This window comes from Chitinophaga sp. NPDC101104 (assembly GCF_050277495.1).
In the GTDB taxonomy this organism is placed as follows: domain Bacteria; phylum Bacteroidota; class Bacteroidia; order Chitinophagales; family Chitinophagaceae; genus Chitinophaga.
In genome coordinates this window covers 1,099,631-1,122,333 of the sequence record NZ_JBNNSF010000001.1, presented here as the reverse complement: position 1 = coordinate 1,122,333, position 22,703 = coordinate 1,099,631, and the positions used below count along the sequence as shown (strand labels likewise).

Below are 22,703 nucleotides of genomic sequence, written 5' to 3'. Positions count from 1 at the left end.
CGGCGCAGCGAGCACCGGGGGCTGTTCGTTTTCAGGCGGTCAGGATCAGATTTTCACCAGGGTGATGGTGTAAACCTTCGTGCCGATGATCACCTGTACATAATAAATCCCCGACGGCCGGCCGGTAATATCGATCCGTTTGGAAGAGGGCGCCGGGTTGGCGGCCACGTTTTCCTGCCAGATCACCGAACCGGTGGGCGTAATCACACGAAGCACCGCGGTGGCGGTCAGCTTTGGAAGCGTGGTATACACAACGCCCGCCGTTGGATTGGGATACACGATGATGCCGTTGCGCGCGGCTTCGAGGCCGTTATGCACATCGGTGGCCGTGCCTTTTTTGCGGACCGTAACGGTTACCGGCTGCGAAGAGCCGGTAAGCCCATTGTTGTCCGTAGCCACGGCCGTGAGCGTGTAAGTGCCGATGGCGGCGGGGCTCCAGGTCAGCTGATACGGCAGGCTGTCCGTTTCCCCGATCTTCAAGCCGCCTGCGTAAAGCGCCACTTTGCCGATGAACCCATCCGCGTCCTGCGCGGTCATGGCCACCGAAATGGCGCCACTGTCGAGGTATGCGTATGGGACGGGACTGGTAATCGCCGCCTGGGGCGCGCTGTTCGGCGCTTCCGTCACCATCCATTGGCGGCTGCCCGTTCCGTTCACATGATGGAATATGATCCCGCCGTTTTGTTGCACGGCAGCGATGGGGTTGCTCCAGCTGCCGCTGCCGTTGAAGGTGCGGAACTGGCCGGCGAAGCGCCGGGTGCTATCGGCACCGGGGATCATGATCGTCCGCAGGGCTTGCAATTGCTGCGGGGTTTCGTACTGGTGCAAAATCCAGTAACCAGATCCGTGCACCGTTCCCTGGGCGCTGTCCGGAATAGCGTGGAGCCTGCTGGCGGTAATGACGCCCGCGGCGCTGTCTAGGCCAAGGGTGATGCCGAGGCTGCCAAAATCGGTCACCGCAGCGGCCGGCAGCGTCTGGCTTTCGCCTTTCGCCACGGGAGCCGTGGAATTCACCGTGCTGACGCCGCCGATGAGCGTCACGTTATAATGATCCGGGCCCAGGTCGGTGAGATTACCGTTTTCGGCGCCGTGGCCCTGGATGTAAACTTTCAGGCCGGGTTCCTGTCCGGTGAGCGTGTGGTGCATGCTTTCGCGGACTTGCTGATCCGTCCGGGCTACAGACCAGATGCGGAATTCGTCGAGGTCCCCGTCGATCGTGTTGCCGTCTGGCGAACCGATGCGGAAGGTACTCCAGGTTTGCGGCATCGCCGAAGCGGTGTTGGCGCCCATCAAAATACCGTCGCGGTAAATGCGGGAAGCACCGTTATTGAAAGTATACGCGTAATGATGCCATTGCCCCGGGTTTTTGAAGGCGTTCGCCACATAGATCCGCGATGCGGAAGACGCGCTGATGCCAACGTACATCGAGCTGTCATCGTTCGCATGCGCCAGGAAGCGGCCCCATCCGTTGCCCACATACTGGTTGTAGTTGCGGGCGGAATTGGCTTTGATCCACCATTCCACGGTGAACTCGGTGGGTTTCCAGTTGAGGTCTTCCACTTCCAGGAAGGCGCTGCTACCGTCGAAGCGGAAGGCTTTCCCGGCCAGGGAATCCGCCTGCAGCGCACGTTGCACCGACACGGCGAATTGGCCGGCGGCATTCCACGGCGTTGCGGGATCGGGCGTAATCACCAGGCGGCCGTTCTGTGCCACGATGTTCGTGGTCTTGAGGGCCCAGGTGCTGCCGAAATCGTTGGACCTGCGGCCATAAGCCTTGTAGTAACCGGCGTTTTGCACACTGTCGATCACCACGGCCGAAAGACCCGTATAATTCTTATCCGCACCGAAATTGTTCAGCACATAATAATATCCGCCTACCGTAGCAGGACGAACACTCGTATCCGGTACGGCTTTCAGGCGGGAAATCACGACATCGCCGCCGGGCAGCGTACCATTTCCGAATTGCAGTTCCACGCCGGTTTGTACGAATGCGTAGTTGCCGGAAGCGTTGACCGCCTTCGTTTCGCTGACGCCCTGCGCCACGGGCACGCTCGATCTGCTCCGTACCGGGTTGCCTGCCATCCGCACGGGATAAGCGTTTGCGGACAGGTCTGCCACGCCGTTCAGGTTGTCCTGGAACTGGAGGTAGACCTTCAGTCCCGGTTCGGCGCCGGTCAATGTGAGGTGCATGTTCTCGCGGATGTCGGATTGCGTTCTGGCCACGCTCCACATGCGGAATTCATTCATCTCCCCGTCTATCGTATTGCCGTCTCCGGAACCAATGCGGAAAGACGCCCATTTCGGCGGATAGCTCGATGCGGTTTTACTGTCTTCCAGCACACCGTCGCGGTAGAGTTTGGCCTCGCCGTTTTTGAACGTATAAGCGTAATGGTGCCAAACGTTCAATTCGGCCAGTCCGCCCGTGATCTTCATGCGGCTGGCCGTGTTATTGGCGACGCCGATGTTGAAGTTTTTATCTCCGTCGGCATGTACCAGGAACGAGCCCCAGCCGTTGCCGATGGATTGGTTGTAATTCTTGGTGGACCGGTATTTCGCCCACCATTCGATGGTGAACTCCGTAGGTTGCCAGTTGAGGTTTTCGATGTTGAGGTTATCGCCCGTGCCATCGAAATTCATGGCTTTTCCGGCGGCCGTTTCCACGGCAACGCCCTCCTGTCTCACCCAAACAACGGCGCCGGCGCTGTCGCCTTTCATAAAACGGATGGTGCCGCTGAAAATGCCGGCCGACAGTGGTTTGAAACGTGCGTAAACGATCGCTTTGGACAGGAACCCGTTTTGCGGAACGAGCCCGAGCGCCGTCGAGTACGCGCTATCCGCGAACAGCGACACTTCAAACCCTTCAGGCGCGAGTACCCGAACGGTATCGTTGAGGTTCACGCCGGAAACGGTCATGGCGGCGGCGGTGGTTTTGGCACCGGGGCGCACGTCGTACAAACGCAGCGTATCGAAGTTGACGGAAACGAACGAGCTGTTGGTATGTATCGGGAGGAACTGCTCATACGCCGATGCCGCAGAGAAACGCAGTTCACCGCTCAAAGTGGCGCTGGTGGTAGTGCCGATGAAATTCCATTTTCCGGTGGAAAGCTGGTTGCGGCCCATCAGGAGAATGTGCCCAGGCACGGTATCTGCCGCCGTCATGGCACGGTCTGCCTGGAGAACAGGCAGGAAACTGAGGTTTCCCGTCCCGTAGCGATGCCCGATCTTGTAGCCGGAAGTGTACGGCACAAAATCATCGGGCAGCCCGCGGGTATCGTAATTGGCCAGCACGATGTTGCTCATGGAAGCCGCCGCGCCGTTTTGCTGCGTGTATTCGGCTTTCACGCCGGTGTTGGTGAAGTTCACCGTTCCGGCGATCTCCGTGGCCGTGGCCGTTACGCCTTCGCCGAAAGGATACCTGGCGGCGGATTTCGGAATATTGACATCGAAGGTTTTACGTTGTACGAGCTCATAGCTTTCGGTTTCGGGGTTGTCGAAATTGGCGTAATACACCAGTCCTGCTTCGTTCCCGTTCAGCGGATGATGCATCATTTTACGCACCTGGTCGGCGGAAAGGGCCGTGTTCCAGACGCTCACCTCATCCAGCGATCCTTTCAACCGCTTCCCGTTCCAAACGCCCAGCTGGAAAGTATTGGTGGCAGTCACCAGCGCCGCGTTCCAGGTGGCCTGCAGCGCGCCGTCGTAATAGAAGGCCAGCTGCGTGCCGTTGTAAGTGAGGGCGTAATGGTGCCATTCGCCTTTACTATCGGGCAGGGTGAAATCGCGGTTGTTGTTCCAGAACTGTGCACGCCAGGTATTGTCGGCCGTGAGGGTTTTGAAAGAGAATTCGCTGTACGTGGTGCCGGTGGAGCCGGTCATGAACAGGCCGCCTTCATCGAACACGTCCGCTTTCGCCCACATGGCCACCGTCCGCGGCTTGGCGCCGTCGATAGCATTATTGGGCCCCACGGTGATGGATTGTTCGCCGTTGAAATCGGCTGCCAGTCCGGGCGAAGGCAGGAACTGCGCATCGCCGCTGTAAACGGTTTGCCCGTTCACCGTAGCCCGCATCCTGAAATGCCAGGACTCCCCGCCTGTGAGCGCCACGGCCGCCAGTTGGTTCACCGGGATATCGTCTGCGCCCGTAAATGTTCCCGGAACGGAGACCTGCTGGCCGTACGCGGTGGTAGGGCCGTATTCGAACACGAGATCAGTTACCGCCAACCGGTGCGGGTTCACCGTTCCTGCCAGCACCACGCTGTCTTTCCGGACGCGTAATGCCGCGGAAGTCTGCAGGTAATCGCAACGGAACGTCCCTTTCTGTTTCATGATCGCCAGGCTGCGGAGGCCTTGTTCCCCGTTAGCCCCGATCGCGCGGACGGCGAACCATTCTTCCCGCGCGCTGTCGGCATGCAGGGTAATCACGGTGTCGGCGGTTTGGAGAACGGGTTCCATGTATTGCTGCCCCAACCGGAAAACTTCGTATCCCGATGTACCGGGCGTACTGTTCCAGCGAAGCTGCATCGCCGTATCGCATACCCAATCGATCTTGAAATTCGCCGGAACGGGGAAGATGCTGAAGGTGGACGAAGTATCTGCCAGCGCGCCACGCGTGACGCGGACTAGATATTTCCCCGCCGCAGCCGGCATTTTCCATTTGTAGGCCCGTGAGCCGCCGGCGATGCCCGTGGCGATGGGCGACCAGCTGGAACCGTTGTCTGTAGAGTAATGCAGATCGAAAGGCGTTGCGGAGCCGAGCGCATCCCAGCGCACATAGATCTCGTTGCCGGGGATGAGCGATTCGCCGCCGATGGGGAACGCCATGTTCACTTCATCGCGGACGAGCTCGTAAGTGATAAAATATTCCTGTACGCCCTGCGGTACCTGGTACCCGGCGATGTTCACCGTATACTCGCCCGCAGCAGGATCGTCGATCGTGATCTGTTCGGTATTGTTGAGGTGATCGGCGTTGCGCGTGGGCGGAAGGTTCAGGTTGACGGGGTTCGCCGTCGTATCGAGCACCCAGGGAAGGGAGACACTGCCTCCCGGCGCGGCCAGCGTCATGTCGAGATCGTTCACGAGCGCCTTCGCAGTGCCTGCCGTGGCTTCATAATCCGACCAGTACAGCATCACGCGCAATTGCTTCGTTCCAGCAGGCACCTGTATGGCGAAATTCTTTTGCCCGCCCTGCTGCATACTATCGATGATGAATAAACGCTGTTTGATGACTTCATACGCCCGCCGCATATTCGGACGGCCATACCCCGTTTTAAAATCGATGCCGGGGTTGTGGATATCGTCCGCCGTGTTCATCATGATCGCTTTGATCAAGGCCGCTTTCAGCGAAGTGGCGCCCGTTTCTCCCTTAAATGCGTCGTATAAAATGGCCATCATCCCCGCCACTTTCGGTGCGGCGAAAGAGGTCCCTTCAGAACCTTCGATCGACAGCTCGGGTTTCACGCGGCCGTCGAACGCCGGGCCCTTGCAGGTCCAGTCGTAAAACACGTCTTCGTAGTTGGTACCGCTCACCACCAGGAGGTTCTTCGCATGTTTGGGATTCCCCGTGAGGTTGCCCCAACCCGCGATGCCATTGTATTTCCCGCCGTTGGTGACGTTTCCGCCCGAGTTGCCCGACGAATACACGAGCATGAATTCGGGCAGCTGGCGGATGGTGCGGTCGTGGCTCACGGATTCCCCGTTGTATCCGGCGTCTGTCCCCCAACCGTACGACATGTTCACGATCCGCAGCTTCGTGGCGGAATCGGCGTAGGCGGAATAATAGTCGAGCCCGCCGGTGGAAATGATCCGCGCGCCCCAGGCGTTGGACCGCAGCGAGGGGTCTGTATTGCCCGCATGCCCGAGCCGGTTGGCGCAGCCCGTAGCGTGGCTGCCGGGGCCTTCCGGGCCGAGGTTCCGGATATCGAGCCGTCCGGCAAAATCGATATTATCGTTCACCGCATCGCCCTCTTTTACCATCGTCGTAATGCCTTTGCCATTGTAAAGCACGCCGCCGTTGCCGCTGTTGATGACGTTGGAGCGGCCGAAGTTGTTCTGATCGAATTCCGGGACGGGGTCGCCGGCGCTCACGCTGATGAACTGGATTTCCTTTTCCGCCACCAGCGCCTGCAATAACAGCAGCGGCACTTTCACGCGGAGGAGGCGGCTCCCCTGCGGCAGGGTTTCTACCAGCGCGCCCGAGCGGATGAGCCGGTCGCGCAGCGCGGGAACGTCCGTTCGCTCGTAAGGCGTCACGTCCAGTTTGATGTAGCCGTTTTCCCAGGCAGATGGCGGGACCTGGTTCCCGAATAACTCGGGCGACAGCTTGAACTGCCCGTCTACCGTGAGTACCGCCCTGATTTTAAGGGCTTGGATGCTGGAGGGTTTCACGTCTTTGCCGAACCAGGCGTAATACGCGAAATTCGGCAAATATCCCTGCAGCTCGATGCCATGCGCCAACAGCTGCGCTTTTTCGGCGGCTGTGGGAATGTCATAAAACTGGAGGAGGTAATAATTGTTGCCGGCCCATGGGGCGGTGCGCGCCGAAGCGGACCGGGCAAAATCCGGCGGGGCCTTCTTCCCGTTCACGTGAAGGATGCCGTAATCCTTTTGTGAAGGGGGCGACTGGGCCCACGCCTCTCCGTTCATCGCTGCGCACAGGATGGACATGAAGAGTAGCTTTTTCTTCATTTGCGTCGATTTTGGTTAAAAAAGAAATTGGTTTGCTTACCTCGGGTCAACTACGGTTATTGGGCAAAAATCACAGGGTTCAGGTTTTTCATGCGTAGCATCGATCGTGGTGGAAAGAAAAATAGATAAATAGCAGCGGGAAAAATTGTACGGGATTTCAAAGTTGACAAAAGTATGTCAAACCTGTAGGTTATATGTGCAAACACACAATTCCCACTGAAACAGGACCGCTGCGCGATGCGGTGATGCCTTGGGAAGCGGGATTTTCAACCTTACAATCGGATGACAAACACATAAACATGATTGTGATTAAAACAGGAAACCGCGCAGGCCAGGGCCCGCGCGGTTACAAATAGGGATAAGACAGTAACGTTCTATTTTCTCGTCAGTTTACGGATAGCATGATTTGCCTGGTCGGCCACGTACACGTTGCCGTCGCGGTCTACGCACACATCGGTGGGTGAGTTGAGCTGCGCGCCCGCTCCGAGCCCGTCGGCGAAACCGCGCGCCCCTCCTGCGATGGACACTACTTTTCCATCGGTAGTCAACTTCCTGATCTTATGATTGTTCAGGTCGGCCACGAAGATATTGCCCGCCGCGTCTGCCGTAATACCATACGGATCGGCGAAACGCGCGCCGGCAGCATCGCCGTCGAGGTAACCGGAGTTACCGTCTCCCGCCACGGTGGTGGCTACTCCGGCCTGCGTCACTTTACGGATGCGATGGTTCAGCCTGTCCGCCACCAGGATATTCCCGTCTTTGTCCAGCTCCAAACCGCTGGGGTTGCGGAACTGCGCGGCCAAACCGGTACCATTCGCGAAACCGGCCGTACCGTTCCCTGCAAGGGTAGTTACCTGTCCGTCGGTACCGATCTTCCGGATGCGGTGATTTAGGTTATCGGCCACATAGAGGTTCCCGGCCGCGTCTACCACAATGTCCAGCGGCTGGTTGAACTGCGCCGTCGCCAAGGGGCCATCCGCGAACCCGGCGGTGCCCGTTCCGGCCACGGTGCTCACAACGCCCGCCGGTGTGATCTTGCGGATGGCGTGGTTATCGCGGTCGGCCACGAAAATGTTCCCCTGCGCATCTTCCACGGCGCGCCAGGGCAGGCGGAACCGCGCAGCCGCGCCTGTGCCTTCCGTGTAACCGGCAGTGGTAGCGCCTGCGATGGGCGTCACGTTCCCCGCCTAGATCCGGCGGATGCGGTTGTTGCCGCGGTCGGTCACGATGATGGAGCCATCCGCCCCGATCGCTACGCCCTGCACCGTTTTGAACAGCGAAGCAGCGACGGGCCCGTCCACCGATCCGGCCGTTCCATCGCCGGCGAGCGTGGTTACCGTATATTCTTCCAGCGGGGGAAGATAGGTGAAAATACCGCCGGTCGCGGAACCTTTCGGGGTGGCAACGGTTACCGGGCCGGTGGAGCCATCGGCCGGCGCCACTACCTGCAACGCCGTTTCGGACGCCTCTATCACGATGGCGGCTTTGCCGTTGAATTGTACTTTATTGTCCTGGCGGACCGTACTGAAATGCTTCCCCTTGATCGTGATGATCATATCCGGAAGGCCAGCCGAAGGATAAACCGCCGCGATCGCAGGCGTTGCCGGCTTTTCCGCATCGTCGTCTTTATCACAGGCCGCCAGCAATGCGAATGCAGGCAGCAGGATGTATGTCCATATTTTTTTCATACTGAAATGGGATTCGGGTTATCGGGAAATGATCATCCAGGCGTTGCCGACTGCGCGGTTGGTGCCGTCGCTGGGACGGTTGCGAACTTGCCAGACATCGGCCAGGGGATGTTTGATCATGAACGTGCTGCTGCCGCCGCCGTCTACGTTCACGGCGATCGTGGAGCCGCAGGCTTTGAGCATCTGGCCCAGTTGGGTGATCGTGCAACCGTTGGAATAGTAGAAACTGCGGCCGTCCACCACGATGAAGTACATTTTCCCCTGTTCGTTCATGCCTACGCCGGTGCGGGGCTCCACGGAAAGGTCGGTTTGCGTGAGCACCTGGTTGTTGCGCACCAGCATGGGGCCGCCGCCCAGGGCGTCTTCCAGGTCATTTTGCTTCGCCACGAAATCTTCGCGGTCGCCGATGTAGGGTTTCCCGTTTTTCAGCACGCCGATGAACGTTGCGCTGCGCGCGTTGGCCCAGGTGGTTTTGAGGACTTTCCCGTCTTTCACGTAAATGCCGCGCGGCTCGCCGGTAGAGGTGTTGAAGAAGTCCGCGTTCACGGCCGCCATCACGCGGTAGTCGGGTTTTTCCATGTACTTCGCCATGTCCGGAACGGTTTGCATGGCGTAGGCCGTGGCGTTGTACGGCGTTCCCGCCTGCAGGAGGATGTTCGGATGGTTGACGTCGACCTCCAGAATGAACGCGCGCATGGAATAGCCTTCGCGGGAAAGGTAGTGGATGTCGGTTTCTTTGATACCGGGGCTCACTTCGAACAGCGTGTCGCTGAACACCTGCGCCATGACGCCGGCGCTGTCGAGGAGGCGTTGGGTGAGGGGGCTTTTCAGGGTAACCGGTGCCTGAGCCGCGGCTTCGTCTTTCTTGCAGCCGATGAGCAGGGCGTAAACCAGCGTCATCGCCCACACCATTTTATATTTATTCAGCATAAAAATCATGTTTCAGGATTAGTAATCGTCGTTTTGTTCGAGGTTGCCGTTGAGTGCAAGCTCGTTCATGGGCAGGGGATATTTCACTTCCCGGTCCATGATCCCGAGCGTAGACACCGCTTTCCCGGTGCGCACGAGATCGTACCACCTGAACCCTTCACCCAGCAATTCCTTCCTCCGCTCGAGCAATACCGCATCCAGGTAGGCGGCTTCGCCGGAAGGGTTAACAGGATTCAGTCCACGCGCGGCCCGCAGCTCGTTAAGCCTCCCGAGCCCCGCGAGCCCCTGCGCTTCCGCGCTGATGAGGTACATTTCGCCAAGTCGTGCCACCACGATGGGATCGGTCCCGGACTGGCCGCTGGGATACTTATTGATGACGCGCAATCCCTGGAAGGTTTCCACGGAAATGGCGGTGCGCTTATCATCCGCCGAAAACATATCCATCGTTTCCTGCGTGGGCCGGTATACATAGCTGCCTTTCACGCTGTGGGCGTAGGTGTAGAAAAGCGTGCTCACGCGGATCGAGGATTCGATGGTCAGGTTCCTGAAGGAAAAAATCTCCTCGGTGTTGGCCGTGGCGCGGAAGATCTTCTCGAACGCGTCCAGCGCAAACAATCCGCTGCCGATCACTTCCTCTGCCAGCGCCGCCGCTTCCGTTTTCTTGCCTTGCGCCAGCTTCACCCGCGCCATCAACGCCTTTGCGGCCATATTGGTCACTTTGTAATAGCCGCCCGAAGTATACGCCGGCGCTTGCGCGATGGCGATTTCCAGTTCCTTTTCGATAAACGCCCAGGTTTGCGCTTCGGTGTTGCGCGTTACTTTCTCGGAAGTATTTTTTTCCAGCACCGGCACGCCGCCCCAGCGGGTTACGAGGTTGTAATAGATGAGCCCGCGGAAGAAGTGCACGACCCCTTCAATTTCCGTTTTGCGGGTGGAAGGGCTCATCCGGCCGAGGGTTTCCAGCAGGTTGTTCACCTGGTACAGCGAGGAATAATACCCGTTCCAGGCGGCGGACATCAACCCGTTCTCGGGCCGCAACACGTTGCTGATAAAGGTATTCAGCCCCCCGTCGCTAGTAGCGCCGGAGTTGATGAGGTTACCGCCCACGATGTCGAACGAAATGTACGACTCCGATCCGGGTGCGTTCTGCACCCTGTTGTACACGCCTGTCAAAAAGGCTTCCACGTCGGCTTCCGACAAGGAATTAGTGGCTACCGCCGAATGCGATTTCACGTCCAGCATTTTGCTGCAGGATGCAACCGCGAGGCTGCCCATGATCAGTGCCGGTATCAATATTCTTTTCATGACGATGTTTGCTTCGGTTGTTTAAAAATGCAGGTTGATGCCGAAATTGAAGGAGCGCGGTTGCGGCAGCACGAGGTTGTCTTCCCCGAGGAAACGCGGGTCCAGGTCTGACGATACTTCCGGATCGAGGCCGGAATATTTCGTCCACAGCGCCAGGTTGTCCGCCTGTGCGTATACGCGCAAACGCTTGATGTGCGCACGTTGCAGCCAGGATTGCGGCAGTTCGTACCCCAATGAAACGGTCCGCACGCGCAGGAAACTCCCGTCTTCCAGCCACCGCGACGAGTTCGCCAGGTTATGCGCCTGGTTGTAGATCGCTCGGGGAACGGTGTTGCTCGTGCCCGGCCCCGTCCAGCGGGATTCGGCGATGCGCTTGAAATTGTTCGTCCCGTTCTGCCCCAGCCTTTCGACCATGATGCGCGACGTGGCATACACATCGCCGCCGTAGGTATAGTTGAGGAAAACCGTCAGGTCGAAATTCCTGTAGCGGAACGTATTGTTCCATCCGCCGAAGAAATCGGGATTGGAGCTGCCTACCACCTGGCGGTCGTTGATATCGATGACGCCGTCGCCGTTGAGGTCTTCGTAATGCACGTCGCCCGCGCGAACACCGGTTTTGTACTGCGGTTCGGGCACTTCCTTATCGTCCTGGAAAATGCCGAGCATCCTGTACACCCAGATGCTGCCGATATCCTTCCCTACCTGCAGGCCGCGGTTGTTGCCGACGGAAAGCAGGTCGGTATTGCCGATGAGGGAAGTGATGCGGTTGCGGATGAAGGAGATGTTGAAATCCGACTGCCATTGCAGCTCGCCAAACCGGTAATTGGCGCTCACAGCGGCTTCCAGGCCATTGTTGCGCATGGAGCCGATATTGCTCGTGATGCTGGTGAAGCCGGATGTGGCGTGAATGGGCATGTTGTACAGGAGGTTCGTCGTGTTTTTCACGAAGTAATCCACCGTGAAGTTGAGCGCACCTTTCCACAGGGCGATTTCTACGCCGGCATCGAACTGGTTGGCCTTTTCCCAGGTGAGGGCATCGTTGCCGAACCCGGTGATGGCGATCCCGCTTTTACCGTCGTAGTTAAATCCGCCGCCGGTCAAAGCCTGGTACGCGTAGTTGCTCACGCCTTCCTGGTTGCCGGTAGCGCCGTAGCTCATACGCAGTTTCAGGTCGGTAGCGGGCATCTGCCACCACGGCTCTTTAGACACCTGCCATCCCGCCGAAACGGAAGGAAAATATCCGTAACGGTTTTCCGGCGAAAAGCGCGACGACCCGTCCGTTCTGATGGAAGCGCCCAGCAAATACCGCTCCCGGAACGCCACGTTCGCACGCCCGAAATAGGATTCCATCGCATTCCCATACAGGTTGGTAGTAGCGCTGTTGATGACGGAAGCCGCGTCCAGCACGTCGAACGAAGGCGCGGGGAACCCGTTGCCGTCGATGCCGCTGGTAGACGTCATCACCCGCTGGAACGAATGTCCGCCGAGCACGTCCAGCTTCAGCTGACCGAAAAGTTTGGAGTAGGTAAGGGTATTTTCGAGGAGGATGTTCGTCATCCAGCGGCGGTTATCCGCGATCCGACCGTTGCCCGTTCCGTAGGGATGTTTGGCGTTGTAGTACACGTAATCGTTGGTAAGGCCGAGATCCGTACCGAAGGACGTTTTGTACGTCAGTCCGGGCAGGAGCCGCAGTTCCGCGAAGGCATTGCCGATCATACGGTAGCTCTGCAATTGCGCCACTTCTTCTTTCAGGATCTGGATGGGATTGTGGTACACCAGGTCGGAAGTGCCTCCCACATAATAAGAACCATCTGGCTTGTAGGGCCGGTCGAACGGCCGCTGCGGCAAGCTTCGCCCCATTACCGTGGAGCCGAGGTTGGAACCGGGCACGCGGTTGTTGTCCGAAAAGCTGAAGCTCAGGTTCACACCGGTGCGTAGCCAGCTGAGGGGCTCGCTGGCCAGGTTGATGCGGCCCGTGTATTTTTTCAGGTCGTTATGGATGATGGTGCCCTGCTGGTTGAGGAAACCACCTGAAATGTAATACGTGGTTTTATCGTTCCCGCCGGAAACGGACAGGTCCACGTTCTGCGACCAGGCTTTCCGCAGCACCAGGTCCATCCAGTCGGTATCGGGCAATCCGGGATAGGGATGGTCGATTCCCTGGATGAATTTGCTGTTGCCCGGCTCGTAGCCGTATTGTTTGTTGTAATTATCGATCGCTTCGTTGGCGACTTCGAGGTACAACTTCGAATCCGCCATTTTGATCTTGTGCAGGTTCATCACTTCCGACATGCCCGTCCAGGCGTTGAGGCTCAGCTGTCCGCTGCCTTTCTTTCCGCTCTTGGTGGTGATGAGCACTACGCCGTTGGTGGCGCGGGAACCGTAAATGGCGGCCGATGCGGCGTCTTTCAGCACTTCCACGGAGGCGATGTCTTGCGGGTTCAACTGCGAGAGCGGGTTCATCCGTCCACCGAAATTGAACATCCCGGCGTCGTGCGGAATGATGGGCACACCGTCGATCACGTACAGCGGCTCGTTGCTGGCGCTCAGCGATCCCGTTCCACGCACGCTCACGCGCAGGCCTGCCCCGGGCATCCCCGAAGCGGAAGAAATATTCACGCCCGGCATGCGCCCCTGCAACATTTGGTCGGGCCCCAGCACCGGCCGCGCGTTCAGTTCGTCGGGCCGGAAAGTGCTGATGGAACCGGTGAGCTCCGTTTTCTTCTGGGTGCCATATCCCACCACCACTACCTGCTGGATGTTGCGGGTTTCGCGCTGGAGGAAGACCTGCACGGGCTTTTCGTCCGTAACCGTTATGGTTTTGGAAGTATAGCCGATGAAAGTGAATACCAGCGTGGCCGGAAGGTCTGCGTTCTGGACGGCGAAGCGCCCGTTGGCATCGGTTACCGTTCCCCCGGGGGCGCCTTTCAGGGCTACAGACACCCCGGGCAAAGGTTCCCTGCTGTCGGCATCGGTCACCACACCTGCCAGTTTCACGGCGGCTTTCGCCGGCTCGTCGCGGCTCATGAGGATGACGGTCTTATCGACGATGCGGTACGTGAGCGGCGAGCCGTCGAGGCATTTGTCCATCACTTCCCGGATCGATGCGTTCTGCATTTGCAGGGTGATGCGGCTGTTGAGGCGCGCGAGGTTCTCGTCTTTGAAAATAAAAAGGTAATCGCTTTGCTGGCGGATGATCTTGATGATGGTTTCCAGCCCGGCGTCGCGCACCTGGACGTTCAGCGGAATGTCTTGTACGCGAACGGCCGCTACAGACCGCATTCCGGCAAAGAGCGCCAGCAGTAGCAAAAGGTGCAGGGCCGGAGGGGCTTTCCGCCTCCGGATGCCCGCGCCACCGGTCCGCGCCGCGGGATTCATGCGTTTCTTCATAACAAGTCGTGTGTTTTAATAATGCTAAAGTATGCTTCCGGGCATGGCATGGGCAGCACGGAAGGCGTCCCCTCCGATCGGCCACAGGCCAGCTTTTCAACTATTTTATCGGGATACTTTGACCGTGCGCCCTTCCACCGTAAAGCGGACGCCGGCCGTCAATTCCAGAATTTTCAGCGCCTCGGCCAGGTGTTCCTGTTTCCGCATGGCGCCCGTTACATGAATTTCCTTATCGAGCCCCGGTTCGTAGGCGACGTCCACATCGTACCACCGCCCCAGGTCGCGCATGACGGCAGACAATTCGTCGTTCCTGAAAGTGATGATACCGTTCTTCCAGGCCACCGCGCTTTCCATATCGCCGTCGTATTGCTTCAGCGATCCGGAATTGGGCGAAAACGCAGACTCCTGGCCCGGCCTGAGCGTCACCTGCCGTCCGCCGCCCGTCACCCGCACCGCGCCTTCGAGCAGAGCGGTCGTGAATTGCTTTTCTTCCGTATATGCGTTAACGTTAAACTTCGTTCCAAGTACCTGCACTTTCATCCCGTCCACCATCACAAAAAACGGCCGCTGCACATCCGCCGCCACTTCGAAATAAGCTTCGCCGGTGAGGGAAACCAGTCGTTCCTTTCCGCTGAACGCTACCGGGTACTCCAGGCGGCTGGCGGCGTTGAGCCAGACCTTCGTGCCGTCAGACAACCGCACGCGGTATTGACCGCCGCGCGGCGTGATGAGGGTATTGCTTCCACCATCGCTTCCTTCCCCCGATGCATACAGCAGTTCCGCATCTTTCTTTTCTACATTGCCTTCGCCGATTTGTCCGTCTGCGGTTTGGTCGAGCACCACGGTCTTCCCGTTGCGCAATACCAGCCGGGCTTTGTTGCCGCCCGGCGCGATGTCGCCGTTCATTTCCTCCGGAATATGCACATCCGCTTTGGCGACCGGTTTCATGGGCTGCGGCTGGCGCATCCACAACGCCCCTCCCGCCAGTACCACCGCTATTCCGCCAACGGCCGCGGCGGCGCGCCACCAGCCCATCCGGCGAACGGGCGTTGCCGGCTGCATCCGGGCGTGGATGCCGGCCAGCAGGGATTCCTGCAGCGCGGGATCGTACGCGGGGATGTTCCTTTCGCGGAACGCTTCCAGCAACAGCGTTTTCAGTTCCGTTGCGGGCGTATGTTCCAGGTAATGCAGCAACCAGCGGCGTTCATCGTCCGTCCAGTCCGGTTTGGCGAGCAGCTCCCGGAGATAATGTAATGGATCCTCCAATGGCGGTCAGGTTTATGGTAAATACGCAGAAATTGAAAAAAGGGGGGTTGGGGGAAGAATTTTTTTTTAGCCCAGCAGGTGCGCAACGAGTGGCGCCCCCAGCGCCAGGGCCTGCCATTCCGGTTGCAGCCGCACGTATTCGCGGATGAAATGGCTGGCTTTCTGGATATGTTCCTTCACGGTATAGTGGGAAATCTGCAGTTCTGAAGCCGCTTCGGCATAAGTGCGGCCCTGCACCTTACAGAGCAAAAACACTTTTTTCCGTTGCGGCGGCAATTGTTCAATGGCTTTTTCCAGCATTTCCAACTGCAGCGAGGTATGGTCCCATCCGGGCTCGCCAGGCAGGTCGGGCAGGGATTCCAGGCCTTCCACGCGCAGTTTTTCGCGGAGGTCTTTCCGCAGCCAGGAAACGGAGCGGTTGTAACTCACTACGAACAACCAGTTGCCTGCGGGCTGGCCGGGTTTCAGCTGATGGCGCTTCTCCCAGAGGCGGATGAATACTTCCTGCACGATGTCCTGCGCGGCGGAGGGCTCGCGCACCAGCCGGCAGATATTGGCGTACACAGACGGGAAATACGCACGGTACAGCGCATCGAAAGCTTCGGTGCTGTTGTTGCGCAGAGCGTCTACCCATAATATTTCATCAGACTCCTTCCAGGTCATGCGATCCCTGTTTAATGGTAATGATGCCGGAACATGGCCCGGTTCGGCGCGCAAATTTTAGGCTTTTGGTTGATCGGTCATAAGGCCTGCCGGCAAATTAATAATAAAATAATACAAATCGCATTATTCGCGGACGAGGTGCGCCTGCAGGGAAGGGATCACCAGCGTTACGGCGGTGCCGGCGCCGGCGCGGCCGTCCCATTCGATGGTGCCGCCGAGGCCGGACACGTTCTGGCGGAGGATGTCGAGCCCTGAGCCGGGGCGCATCCTGTCTGCCGAAAACCCGATGCCATCGTCTTCGATCGTCAGCGAAATATCGGGCGCGACGAATTGCAGTTGTACGATGATGCTCGTTGCCTGTGCATGTTTCACGGCGTTTTGTATCAGTTCCTGCGCGATGCGGTACACCGTCAGCTCCACACCGGGATCGAACCGGAAAGGGTCGCCGAAACTGTAATAATTGATCTGCGCAGGACAGCAGGGCGCGAGGTTGCGGCAATGCGTACCGAGCGCTTCGTGGAGACCGTAATGTTGGAGCGTTTCCGGCATGAGGCTGTGGGCCGTTTTGCGGACTTCGCGGGTGGCTTCGTCGAGCAGGGCGAGGGTTTGCAGAAAATCCGCTTGCTGCTGGGCCGGCAGTTGGTTTTGGAGGGCGCCGAGATGCAGGCGCACCGCGGCCAGGGTGCCGCAAACGCCGTCGTGAAGGCTCCTGGCGATGCGGCTCCGTTCCTTTTCTTCCACATTCATGATGAGCAATGCCTTCTGGAGGTCGTTGCTGGACCATGGGCCCATTTGCATCCCCGCTTCCGCACCGGCTTCCAACGCTTTCAGTAAAACCGGGTTGTAGAAAAAGTTCGGGATATCGGCATCGCCGCGGCGATATAGCAATTGGGTATAGTCGCGGCCGCCGGAAACCGGGCAGTTGAAAATGGTCGCGTAATAATCTTCTTCTTCCGGCGACAGCTTCCAGGAAAAATGCACTTCGAACGGCAGCAGGTCTATCTGCGAAGCGTACTGCGTGCCGTGTTTGCAATAAGCCATGGCCAGTTCCACGAACTGCCGGGAAACGAATGCGGCTTCGGGCATATGGTGCCGGGGTGTCATGACCACGCGGGCCGCGTCGTCACTTTCCACGAGGTTGAAATCGAAAACGGTATGGAGGATGGGAAGATAACGCTGGATACGGAACATTCCTTCCCGCACGTTTTTGCTGTAACGGTACAGTTGCCCCACGATCCCCAGTGCGTCGAGGTTCGAGACATGGCCGATGTGCAACCCGATATGCGCATCGCCGGTGACGCGCACAGCCGATTCAAAAAAACCGGACAACATCCGCAAGGTAACCGGGTGCTGGAAAATCTCCAGCGTTTCCGGATCGATCCCCGCATCGCGGACGATCTGGTCTACCGGCCACCCGAGCTTTTCGCAGTAAATCAGGAGGATGTTCAACGCCTCAACGGTGGTTACCTGCGTGTCCATGCATTATTTGGATTTGGAAATTTTAGCTGCTGCCTGGGAATACGTATGCTGCAATGCAATAAAAATAGGCAATCTTTTCTTAAAAGCCCGCGCCCGGAAGCGCATTGCTTCCGGGCGACGAACAAAAATCAGAATGGCGGGCGTTGAGCGGATCAGTTCTTATCGAGCTTCTGCAGGATCGTGAGCGTATTTTCTGCGAAGCGCACTACTTTAAAACCGGTTTTGTTTTCCAGGGTGATGATGTAGGTATTGATACCTTCGGCCTGGAACTCGCGGATGTAGCGGATCTCGTGGTCGGGGCATTTCTTCATCAGCTTTTTGATCGCGGGCAGCGGCAGCGATGCATCGGTCACGAAGCGGGAAGTGGCGAGCAGGTTACCGGAAGCGTCATAATAAGACTTCTCTCCCATGATGCTGTAAGCAGCTTTATACATGAGGCCGGTCCCGGGAGTAGCGGCGTTGGCAGTGGAAGCACCGAAAGAAACGATTACTGAGGCAAGAATGGCGATGAAAGTTTTCATGTGAGTAATTTTTATGTGATTAACGTTGTTGTTTGTTTGATGATCCAAAAGTATGAACGGTTTCAAACATCCTAAAACGAATAGTTATCAGCGGATGAACGGCAAATCAAAACACCTCAAGTGTCCGCTTTTGTACAAATCGGACAAAGCGGGGAATTTGCATCAAACCCTTGACAGCAGCGGATCTCAACGAAAAAGCCCGTCAGATCGACGGGCTTCCGGGCCCAAAAGCCTTCAAAACCGGCTTAGGGCTAACTGGTTTTGGCTATACGCCGTTTTTTAAAACCGGACGACCGGCGCCCGGAATCGGACATCCCGACCGGTCAAATAGCCGGATCAGCGGAAAACCAGGAGACCTGGTGGGCTTCCCAGGCCGCGGGAACTTCCAGTTTCGCCGCGAGCTTTTCCAATACCCCCGCGGGCACTACGGCTTCGCGGCTTCCGTTTTGACGGGCGAGCTGCCGCCACGGGACTTCGACATACACTATCCGCACCTGCGCACCATAACTATAGAACAGCTCCAGCAATTGCGTCCGCATCTGCCGCGTGGTGTTGGTGGCGTTCCAGACGAAACCCTCGCCCCGCCTGAGAAATGCCCGCGCCCGCTCCTTCGCCGCCTGTATCACGCGACCGTTGCCGGCCGCGTCCGTCGGCGCTACGTCCATCTCGTGCCGAAGCCCGTCCAGCGATACGAGCGGCAGTTCCGGGAAGTGCTTCCGGATGAAGGTATCCTTCCCCGCCCCCGGCAACCCGCTCATCACCACTACTTCCGCGATGGGCGTGTTGAACGGGACATAATCCGGATGCGTGTTTTCACCGAGCAGGTAATGCATCCGCGCATGGGGCGTGGCAAATGCCCGTGAAGTGCCCCAGCATCCCTGCTCCTGGCAAAACGCTTCGAAGCAATCGATCCGGTACAGCAATTCGTCGCGGTCGCCACAGATGCGGCCCATCACATCGGCCCTGGCGAGGATCGCCAGCAGCCGGGTATCCGCTTCCAAACTTACTTTCACCAGTTCCTTCACGGGGTCGCGGCGCTCCAGGGCCCACAGCGGGAAGCCGTGGTACCGTACAAGCGCCACCACCTGCTCGCGGATGGCGAACGGCGCGGGGATGTCGCGGTAAAGGATGTTGCGGGCCGTGAGCGCGCCTTTGCGGGCATGGCCGGGCGAGGAAATGCTTCCGTCCGCATCTATAATAGTCGTACTGCGTTTCTCCACATCGTGCAGCAGCGCCGCCGCCCAGAGCACTTCCTGCTCCTGCGGCAGCAGCGCCAGGAAAGCCGCGTCTGCGCAAAGCGCCTCCAGTACCATGCGCGTATGCACGGCCACATCGCCTTCGGCGTGGTGCGCGGGGTCCTGGGGCGTTGCGGCCATATCGCGTACCCAGGCGAACGTGTGTTCGAGATGTTCCCAGGATTTGTTGTTACTGAGGGTCCACATAATTACCTCCTTCATATTGAAGGGCTGCGCGCTTCCAGGTTTTCGTCCAGTGGACGCCCGTCTGCACATGCCCTTTTCTTACATATTTAAATACATTCTCCGCGAATTCACCGGTCGTATATCCGCCGGCGTTGCGCGTCACGATCCCTTCCATCGTTGCAGGGCGGCCGGTGGCCGCATCGTGCGGACAAAAAGCACCGGCGCCGCCAGCTGCGGAAATAATCGCTTTTTCGAAAGCCTCCCGGGCCGTGATCCGGGGAATGCTGATTTCGGGCACCACCGGCAAATCGAGCAGGCGGGCGTAAAATTTCGTTTCTTCCCAACTCAGCCATCTATCTTCCTCCCGCACCGCGAACACATAAAAATGATGATCGAGGCGGCGGTATTCGATGGAATGAACGGCATAGAGATTTTCAAGGAAGATCTCCAGCGGCCCGAGGTCGCGCTTCACCAGCTGCCAGAACCGGCGCAGGCTCTCCGTCCACGGAGAAACCGCAGGCGCCGCGTGCGACCTGGCGAAAACGCCGTACCGCGAAAGACAATTGTTTTCCCCGTCGAGCTTTTCAGTATGTACCAGTTCGGGAATGGCGCCGATGTGCTGCCAGTAATCGTAATTGATACGATCGTCGCTGCCGGTGCCGGGCGAAAACGGGAAATGATAGGTACGGCCGTATTTTGATGAAATAGCCATGTTTGTAGTTTTACTTCCAGCAATAAGGTTCCTGGCGCCCGGGCGGGCGCCTTGTCAAGGTTTAATATGTGGGAGCAATTACATGGCGCAAGGCTTGTATCGTTTGCGATTGGAGGCAAAGGTACGTCAAATCACCGTCCGACGAATTGCGTTCGTCAATTGGCTATGCTGAAAATAAAACAGCCCGCGGCCGGAAGACCGCAGGCTGTGCTATGTATGATTCATCCTTACATATCGAATTTGATGCCCTGTGCCAGCGGCAGCTTCTTTCCATAATTAATGGTGTTGGTCTGGCGGCGCATATAGGCCTTCCAGGCATCGCTACCGCTTTCCCGGCCGCCGCCCGTTTCCTTTTCGCCCCCGAACGCCCCGCCGATCTCGGCGCCGCTCGTGCCGATGTTGACGTTGGCGATACCGCAGTCGCTGCCGGCGCAGGAAAGGAATTGTTCCGCTTCGCGGAGGTTGAGCGTCATGATGGCAGACGACAATCCCTGCGGCACGTTATTCTGTATCTCGATCGCTTCATCGATCGTGGAGAACGGCATGATATAAAGAATAGGCGCGAAGGTTTCGGTTTGCACGATCGGAAAATCGGGCCGTACTTCGGCGATGCAGGGCTTCACGTAGCAGCCGCTTTCGAAGCCGGGGCCTTCCAATACACCGCCTTCCACGATAAACCGGCCGCCCTGTTCCCTGCAGGCGGCGATGGCCTGGAGGTAGGTTTCCACGGCGGCTTTGTCGATCAGCGGGCCCACGTGGTACTGTTCGTCGAGCGGGTTGCCGATGCGCAGCTGGCCGTAGGCTTTGACGAGTTTTTCGCGGAAGCGTTCGTATACGTCTTTGTGGACGATGAGCCGCCGGGTGGTGGTGCAACGCTGGCCTGCGGTGCCGGCTGCGCCGAACACGGTGCCGATGAGCGCCATGTCGAGGTCTGCGTCTTTGGAAATGATGACCGCGTTGTTGCCGCCCAGTTCCAGCAGGCTGCGGCCGAAGCGCCCGGCCACGGTAGCGGCTACGGATTGCCCCATCCTGGAGGAGCCGGTGGCGGAAACGAGGGGTACGCGCCCGTCTGCCGACATCCACATGCCGGCTTCGCGGCCGCCGGAAAGGAGGCAGCTCACGCCTTCGGGGACGTCGTTCCTTTCGAATACTTCCGCTACGATGCGTTGGCAGGCAACGGCCGACAGCGGTGTTTTCTCGCTGGGCTTCCAGATGCACACGTCGCCGCAAACCCAGGCAAGCGCAGCGTTCCAGCTCCAGACCGCCACCGGGAAGTTGAACGCGGAAATGATCCCCACGATCCCCAGCGGATGCCATTGCTCGTACATGCGGTGCTGCGGGCGCTCGCTGTGCATGGTGAGGCCATATAACTGGCGGCTCAATCCCACCGCGAATTCGCAGATATCGATCATCTCCTGCACTTCACCCAAACCTTCCTGCAGACTTTTCCCCATTTCATAGCTGACCAGCCTTCCCAGCGCCTGCTTCTTCTCGCGCAACGCATCCCCGATCTGCCGCACCACTTCGCCGCGGCGGGGAGCAGGTACTTCGCGCCACTTGCGGAAGGCGGCTTCTGCCGTTTTCACCAGGTATTCATATTCCGCCGCCGATGCGCCGGTTACCGTGGCGATGAGCTTGCCGTCTACCGGCGAATGCGAAGCGATATCGGCCCCTTCGCCCGTTTGCCATTTGGTGCCGGTGCTTACGCCCGACTGCCGCGTCAATATCCCTGTTTCCTGTAAAAAGTCCATTAGTGTTTATTGGTTTGTGAAGAATAGGTGCTTTCGAAGATCCGGTTGGCGTTGGCGGCTTCGAACCCCTCGCGCCGGTGCACCCTTTGAATTTCGGAAGTGGACAGGTGCGCGAAAGCCGGCAACACCCTGCGCTCGGCAAATTCCACGTACGACCCCGCGATGCGGGCCGTTTCCCCGTTCGCGAATGCCGCGTCGATCATGCCCGCTACGGTGGAGCTTTGGAGGAGCAGTCCATCCGGGCTTTCCTTGTACTTCCCGCCGGAATCGTTCAGCACGAGACCGTGTTTTTCCAGGAATGCGTTGAACCGGCCGATGTCGTTATACCCATCCGGCAGATTATGCACGCTGATGGTAAAATGGTTCAGGTAATAGCGATTGTAAATCGCCCAGGACGCATACTCGCTTTCAGCCGCCAGCGCGCGGAAATCTTCCAGCGAAGGCAGGCGCCAGAGGCCGCTGTGGAGGAATGCATCGACGGCGGAGGCGCTGTCCAGGTCGAGGGAAAGCACCGGGTCGGCGGTCACCTCGCTGGTATAGCTATGAATGATCTCCTGCACGCGCTCAGACAGATCGCCCACCCGCAGTTCGCTGATGAAAATGCGCGGCAGCGCGGGATCGGGCGGGGCATACCAGTAAGCGTTGAGCTTCTTTTCCGCGAAATGGTAATAATCGCGGCGGGTATAGCCGTGGTGGAGGAAGATCCTTTCGAGCGACTGTATCCCCAGATTCGGTACGCCCATCGTGCGGAAAGCGATATGATCGTTCTCGATGTCGTTGCCGTGGCGGATAATGCCTTCGGCGATCATGGCGGATATAACTTTATCCACATCCGGAACACGTTCCCGATAGCGGCGCATGAGGCCGTCGAGGATGAGCTGGAGGGTTTGCAT

Annotated in this window: 14 protein-coding genes; all 14 read right to left on the bottom strand. The window is 58.4% G+C overall.

Annotated features, from left to right (window positions below):
* Positions 1-45: 45 nt before the first annotated feature.
* The 14 genes from ACQKLP_RS04710 to ACQKLP_RS04645 all read right to left on the bottom strand — a co-directional run bounded on the left by ACQKLP_RS04710 (position 46) and on the right by ACQKLP_RS04645 (position 22,703).
* Positions 46-6,684 carry a LamG-like jellyroll fold domain-containing protein gene (locus ACQKLP_RS04710; protein WP_427320530.1) on the bottom strand — a complete coding sequence of 2,213 codons (6,639 nt, stop codon included), beginning with the start codon at positions 6,682-6,684 and terminating at the stop codon, positions 46-48.
* Positions 6,685-7,058: 374 nt separating this feature from the next.
* A complete protein-coding gene (locus tag ACQKLP_RS04705) occupies positions 7,059-7,862 on the bottom strand; it encodes an NHL repeat-containing protein (protein WP_427320528.1) in 804 nt (267 codons plus the stop codon).
* Positions 7,863-7,871: 9 nt separating this feature from the next.
* The gene (locus tag ACQKLP_RS04700; RefSeq protein WP_427320526.1) at positions 7,872-8,372 is read right to left on the bottom strand and encodes an IPT/TIG domain-containing protein; all 501 of its coding nucleotides are present in this window, start codon (positions 8,370-8,372) and stop codon (positions 7,872-7,874) included.
* Between the two features lie 18 nt (positions 8,373-8,390).
* Positions 8,391-9,302, bottom strand: coding sequence for a phosphodiester glycosidase family protein (locus ACQKLP_RS04695; RefSeq protein WP_427320524.1), 912 nt, complete (start codon positions 9,300-9,302; stop codon positions 8,391-8,393).
* 18 nt (positions 9,303-9,320) lie between these two features.
* On the bottom strand, positions 9,321-10,607 hold the full coding sequence (locus ACQKLP_RS04690) for a RagB/SusD family nutrient uptake outer membrane protein (protein WP_427320522.1): 1,287 nt from the start codon (positions 10,605-10,607) through the stop codon (positions 9,321-9,323).
* Between the two features lie 21 nt (positions 10,608-10,628).
* Positions 10,629-13,997, bottom strand: coding sequence for a TonB-dependent receptor (locus ACQKLP_RS04685; RefSeq protein WP_427320520.1), 3,369 nt, complete (start codon positions 13,995-13,997; stop codon positions 10,629-10,631).
* A gap of 105 nt (positions 13,998-14,102) precedes the next feature.
* Positions 14,103-15,263 carry a FecR family protein gene (locus ACQKLP_RS04680; RefSeq protein ID WP_427320518.1) on the bottom strand — a complete coding sequence of 387 codons (1,161 nt, stop codon included), beginning with the start codon at positions 15,261-15,263 and terminating at the stop codon, positions 14,103-14,105.
* 66 nt (positions 15,264-15,329) lie between these two features.
* Positions 15,330-15,926 carry a sigma-70 family RNA polymerase sigma factor gene (locus tag ACQKLP_RS04675; RefSeq protein WP_427320516.1) on the bottom strand — a complete coding sequence of 199 codons (597 nt, stop codon included), beginning with the start codon at positions 15,924-15,926 and terminating at the stop codon, positions 15,330-15,332.
* A gap of 123 nt (positions 15,927-16,049) precedes the next feature.
* On the bottom strand, positions 16,050-17,405 hold the full coding sequence (locus ACQKLP_RS04670; protein WP_427320514.1) for an AraC family transcriptional regulator ligand-binding domain-containing protein: 1,356 nt from the start codon (positions 17,403-17,405) through the stop codon (positions 16,050-16,052).
* Between the two features lie 152 nt (positions 17,406-17,557).
* Complete coding sequence (locus ACQKLP_RS04665) at positions 17,558-17,926, bottom strand: hypothetical protein (RefSeq protein ID WP_427320512.1); 369 nt, start codon at positions 17,924-17,926, stop codon at positions 17,558-17,560.
* A 323-nt stretch (positions 17,927-18,249) separates the two neighbouring features.
* Complete coding sequence (locus ACQKLP_RS04660) at positions 18,250-19,368, bottom strand: AAA family ATPase (RefSeq protein ID WP_427320510.1); 1,119 nt, start codon at positions 19,366-19,368, stop codon at positions 18,250-18,252.
* Positions 19,352-20,059 (bottom strand): RNA ligase family protein, encoded by a 708-nt coding sequence (locus tag ACQKLP_RS04655; RefSeq protein WP_427320508.1) that lies wholly within the window; start codon positions 20,057-20,059, stop codon positions 19,352-19,354. Before ACQKLP_RS04655 ends, ACQKLP_RS04660 begins: the two co-directional genes overlap by 17 nt.
* A gap of 227 nt (positions 20,060-20,286) precedes the next feature.
* Entirely contained in the window at positions 20,287-21,810 is a 1,524-nt protein-coding gene (amaB, locus tag ACQKLP_RS04650) for an L-piperidine-6-carboxylate dehydrogenase (protein ID WP_427320506.1), read from the bottom strand.
* Entirely contained in the window at positions 21,810-22,703 is an 894-nt protein-coding gene (locus tag ACQKLP_RS04645; RefSeq protein WP_427320504.1) for a DUF1338 domain-containing protein, read from the bottom strand. Before ACQKLP_RS04645 ends, amaB begins: the two co-directional genes overlap by 1 nt.

Excerpts from the sequence above, each read along its gene's own strand:
- amaB (WP_427320506.1), bottom strand. The coding sequence starts at position 21,810 with ATGGACTTTTTACAGGAAACAGGGATATTGACGCGGCAGTCGGGCGTA.
- ACQKLP_RS04645 (WP_427320504.1), bottom strand. The coding sequence starts at position 22,703 with ATGCAAACCCTCCAGCTCATCCTCGACGGCCTCATGCGCCGCTATCGG.
- ACQKLP_RS04700 (WP_427320526.1), bottom strand. The coding sequence starts at position 8,372 with ATGAAAAAAATATGGACATACATCCTGCTGCCTGCATTCGCATTGCTG.
- ACQKLP_RS04660 (WP_427320510.1), bottom strand. The coding sequence starts at position 19,368 with ATGTGGACCCTCAGTAACAACAAATCCTGGGAACATCTCGAACACACG.
- ACQKLP_RS04670 (WP_427320514.1), bottom strand. The coding sequence starts at position 17,405 with ATGGACACGCAGGTAACCACCGTTGAGGCGTTGAACATCCTCCTGATT.
- ACQKLP_RS04655 (WP_427320508.1), bottom strand. The coding sequence starts at position 20,059 with ATGGCTATTTCATCAAAATACGGCCGTACCTATCATTTCCCGTTTTCG.
- ACQKLP_RS04695 (WP_427320524.1), bottom strand. The coding sequence starts at position 9,302 with ATGCTGAATAAATATAAAATGGTGTGGGCGATGACGCTGGTTTACGCC.
- ACQKLP_RS04685 (WP_427320520.1), bottom strand. The coding sequence starts at position 13,997 with ATGAAGAAACGCATGAATCCCGCGGCGCGGACCGGTGGCGCGGGCATC.
- ACQKLP_RS04690 (WP_427320522.1), bottom strand. The coding sequence starts at position 10,607 with ATGAAAAGAATATTGATACCGGCACTGATCATGGGCAGCCTCGCGGTT.
- ACQKLP_RS04665 (WP_427320512.1), bottom strand. The coding sequence starts at position 17,926 with ATGAAAACTTTCATCGCCATTCTTGCCTCAGTAATCGTTTCTTTCGGT.
- ACQKLP_RS04675 (WP_427320516.1), bottom strand. The coding sequence starts at position 15,926 with ATGACCTGGAAGGAGTCTGATGAAATATTATGGGTAGACGCTCTGCGC.
- ACQKLP_RS04710 (WP_427320530.1), bottom strand. The coding sequence starts at position 6,684 with ATGAAGAAAAAGCTACTCTTCATGTCCATCCTGTGCGCAGCGATGAAC.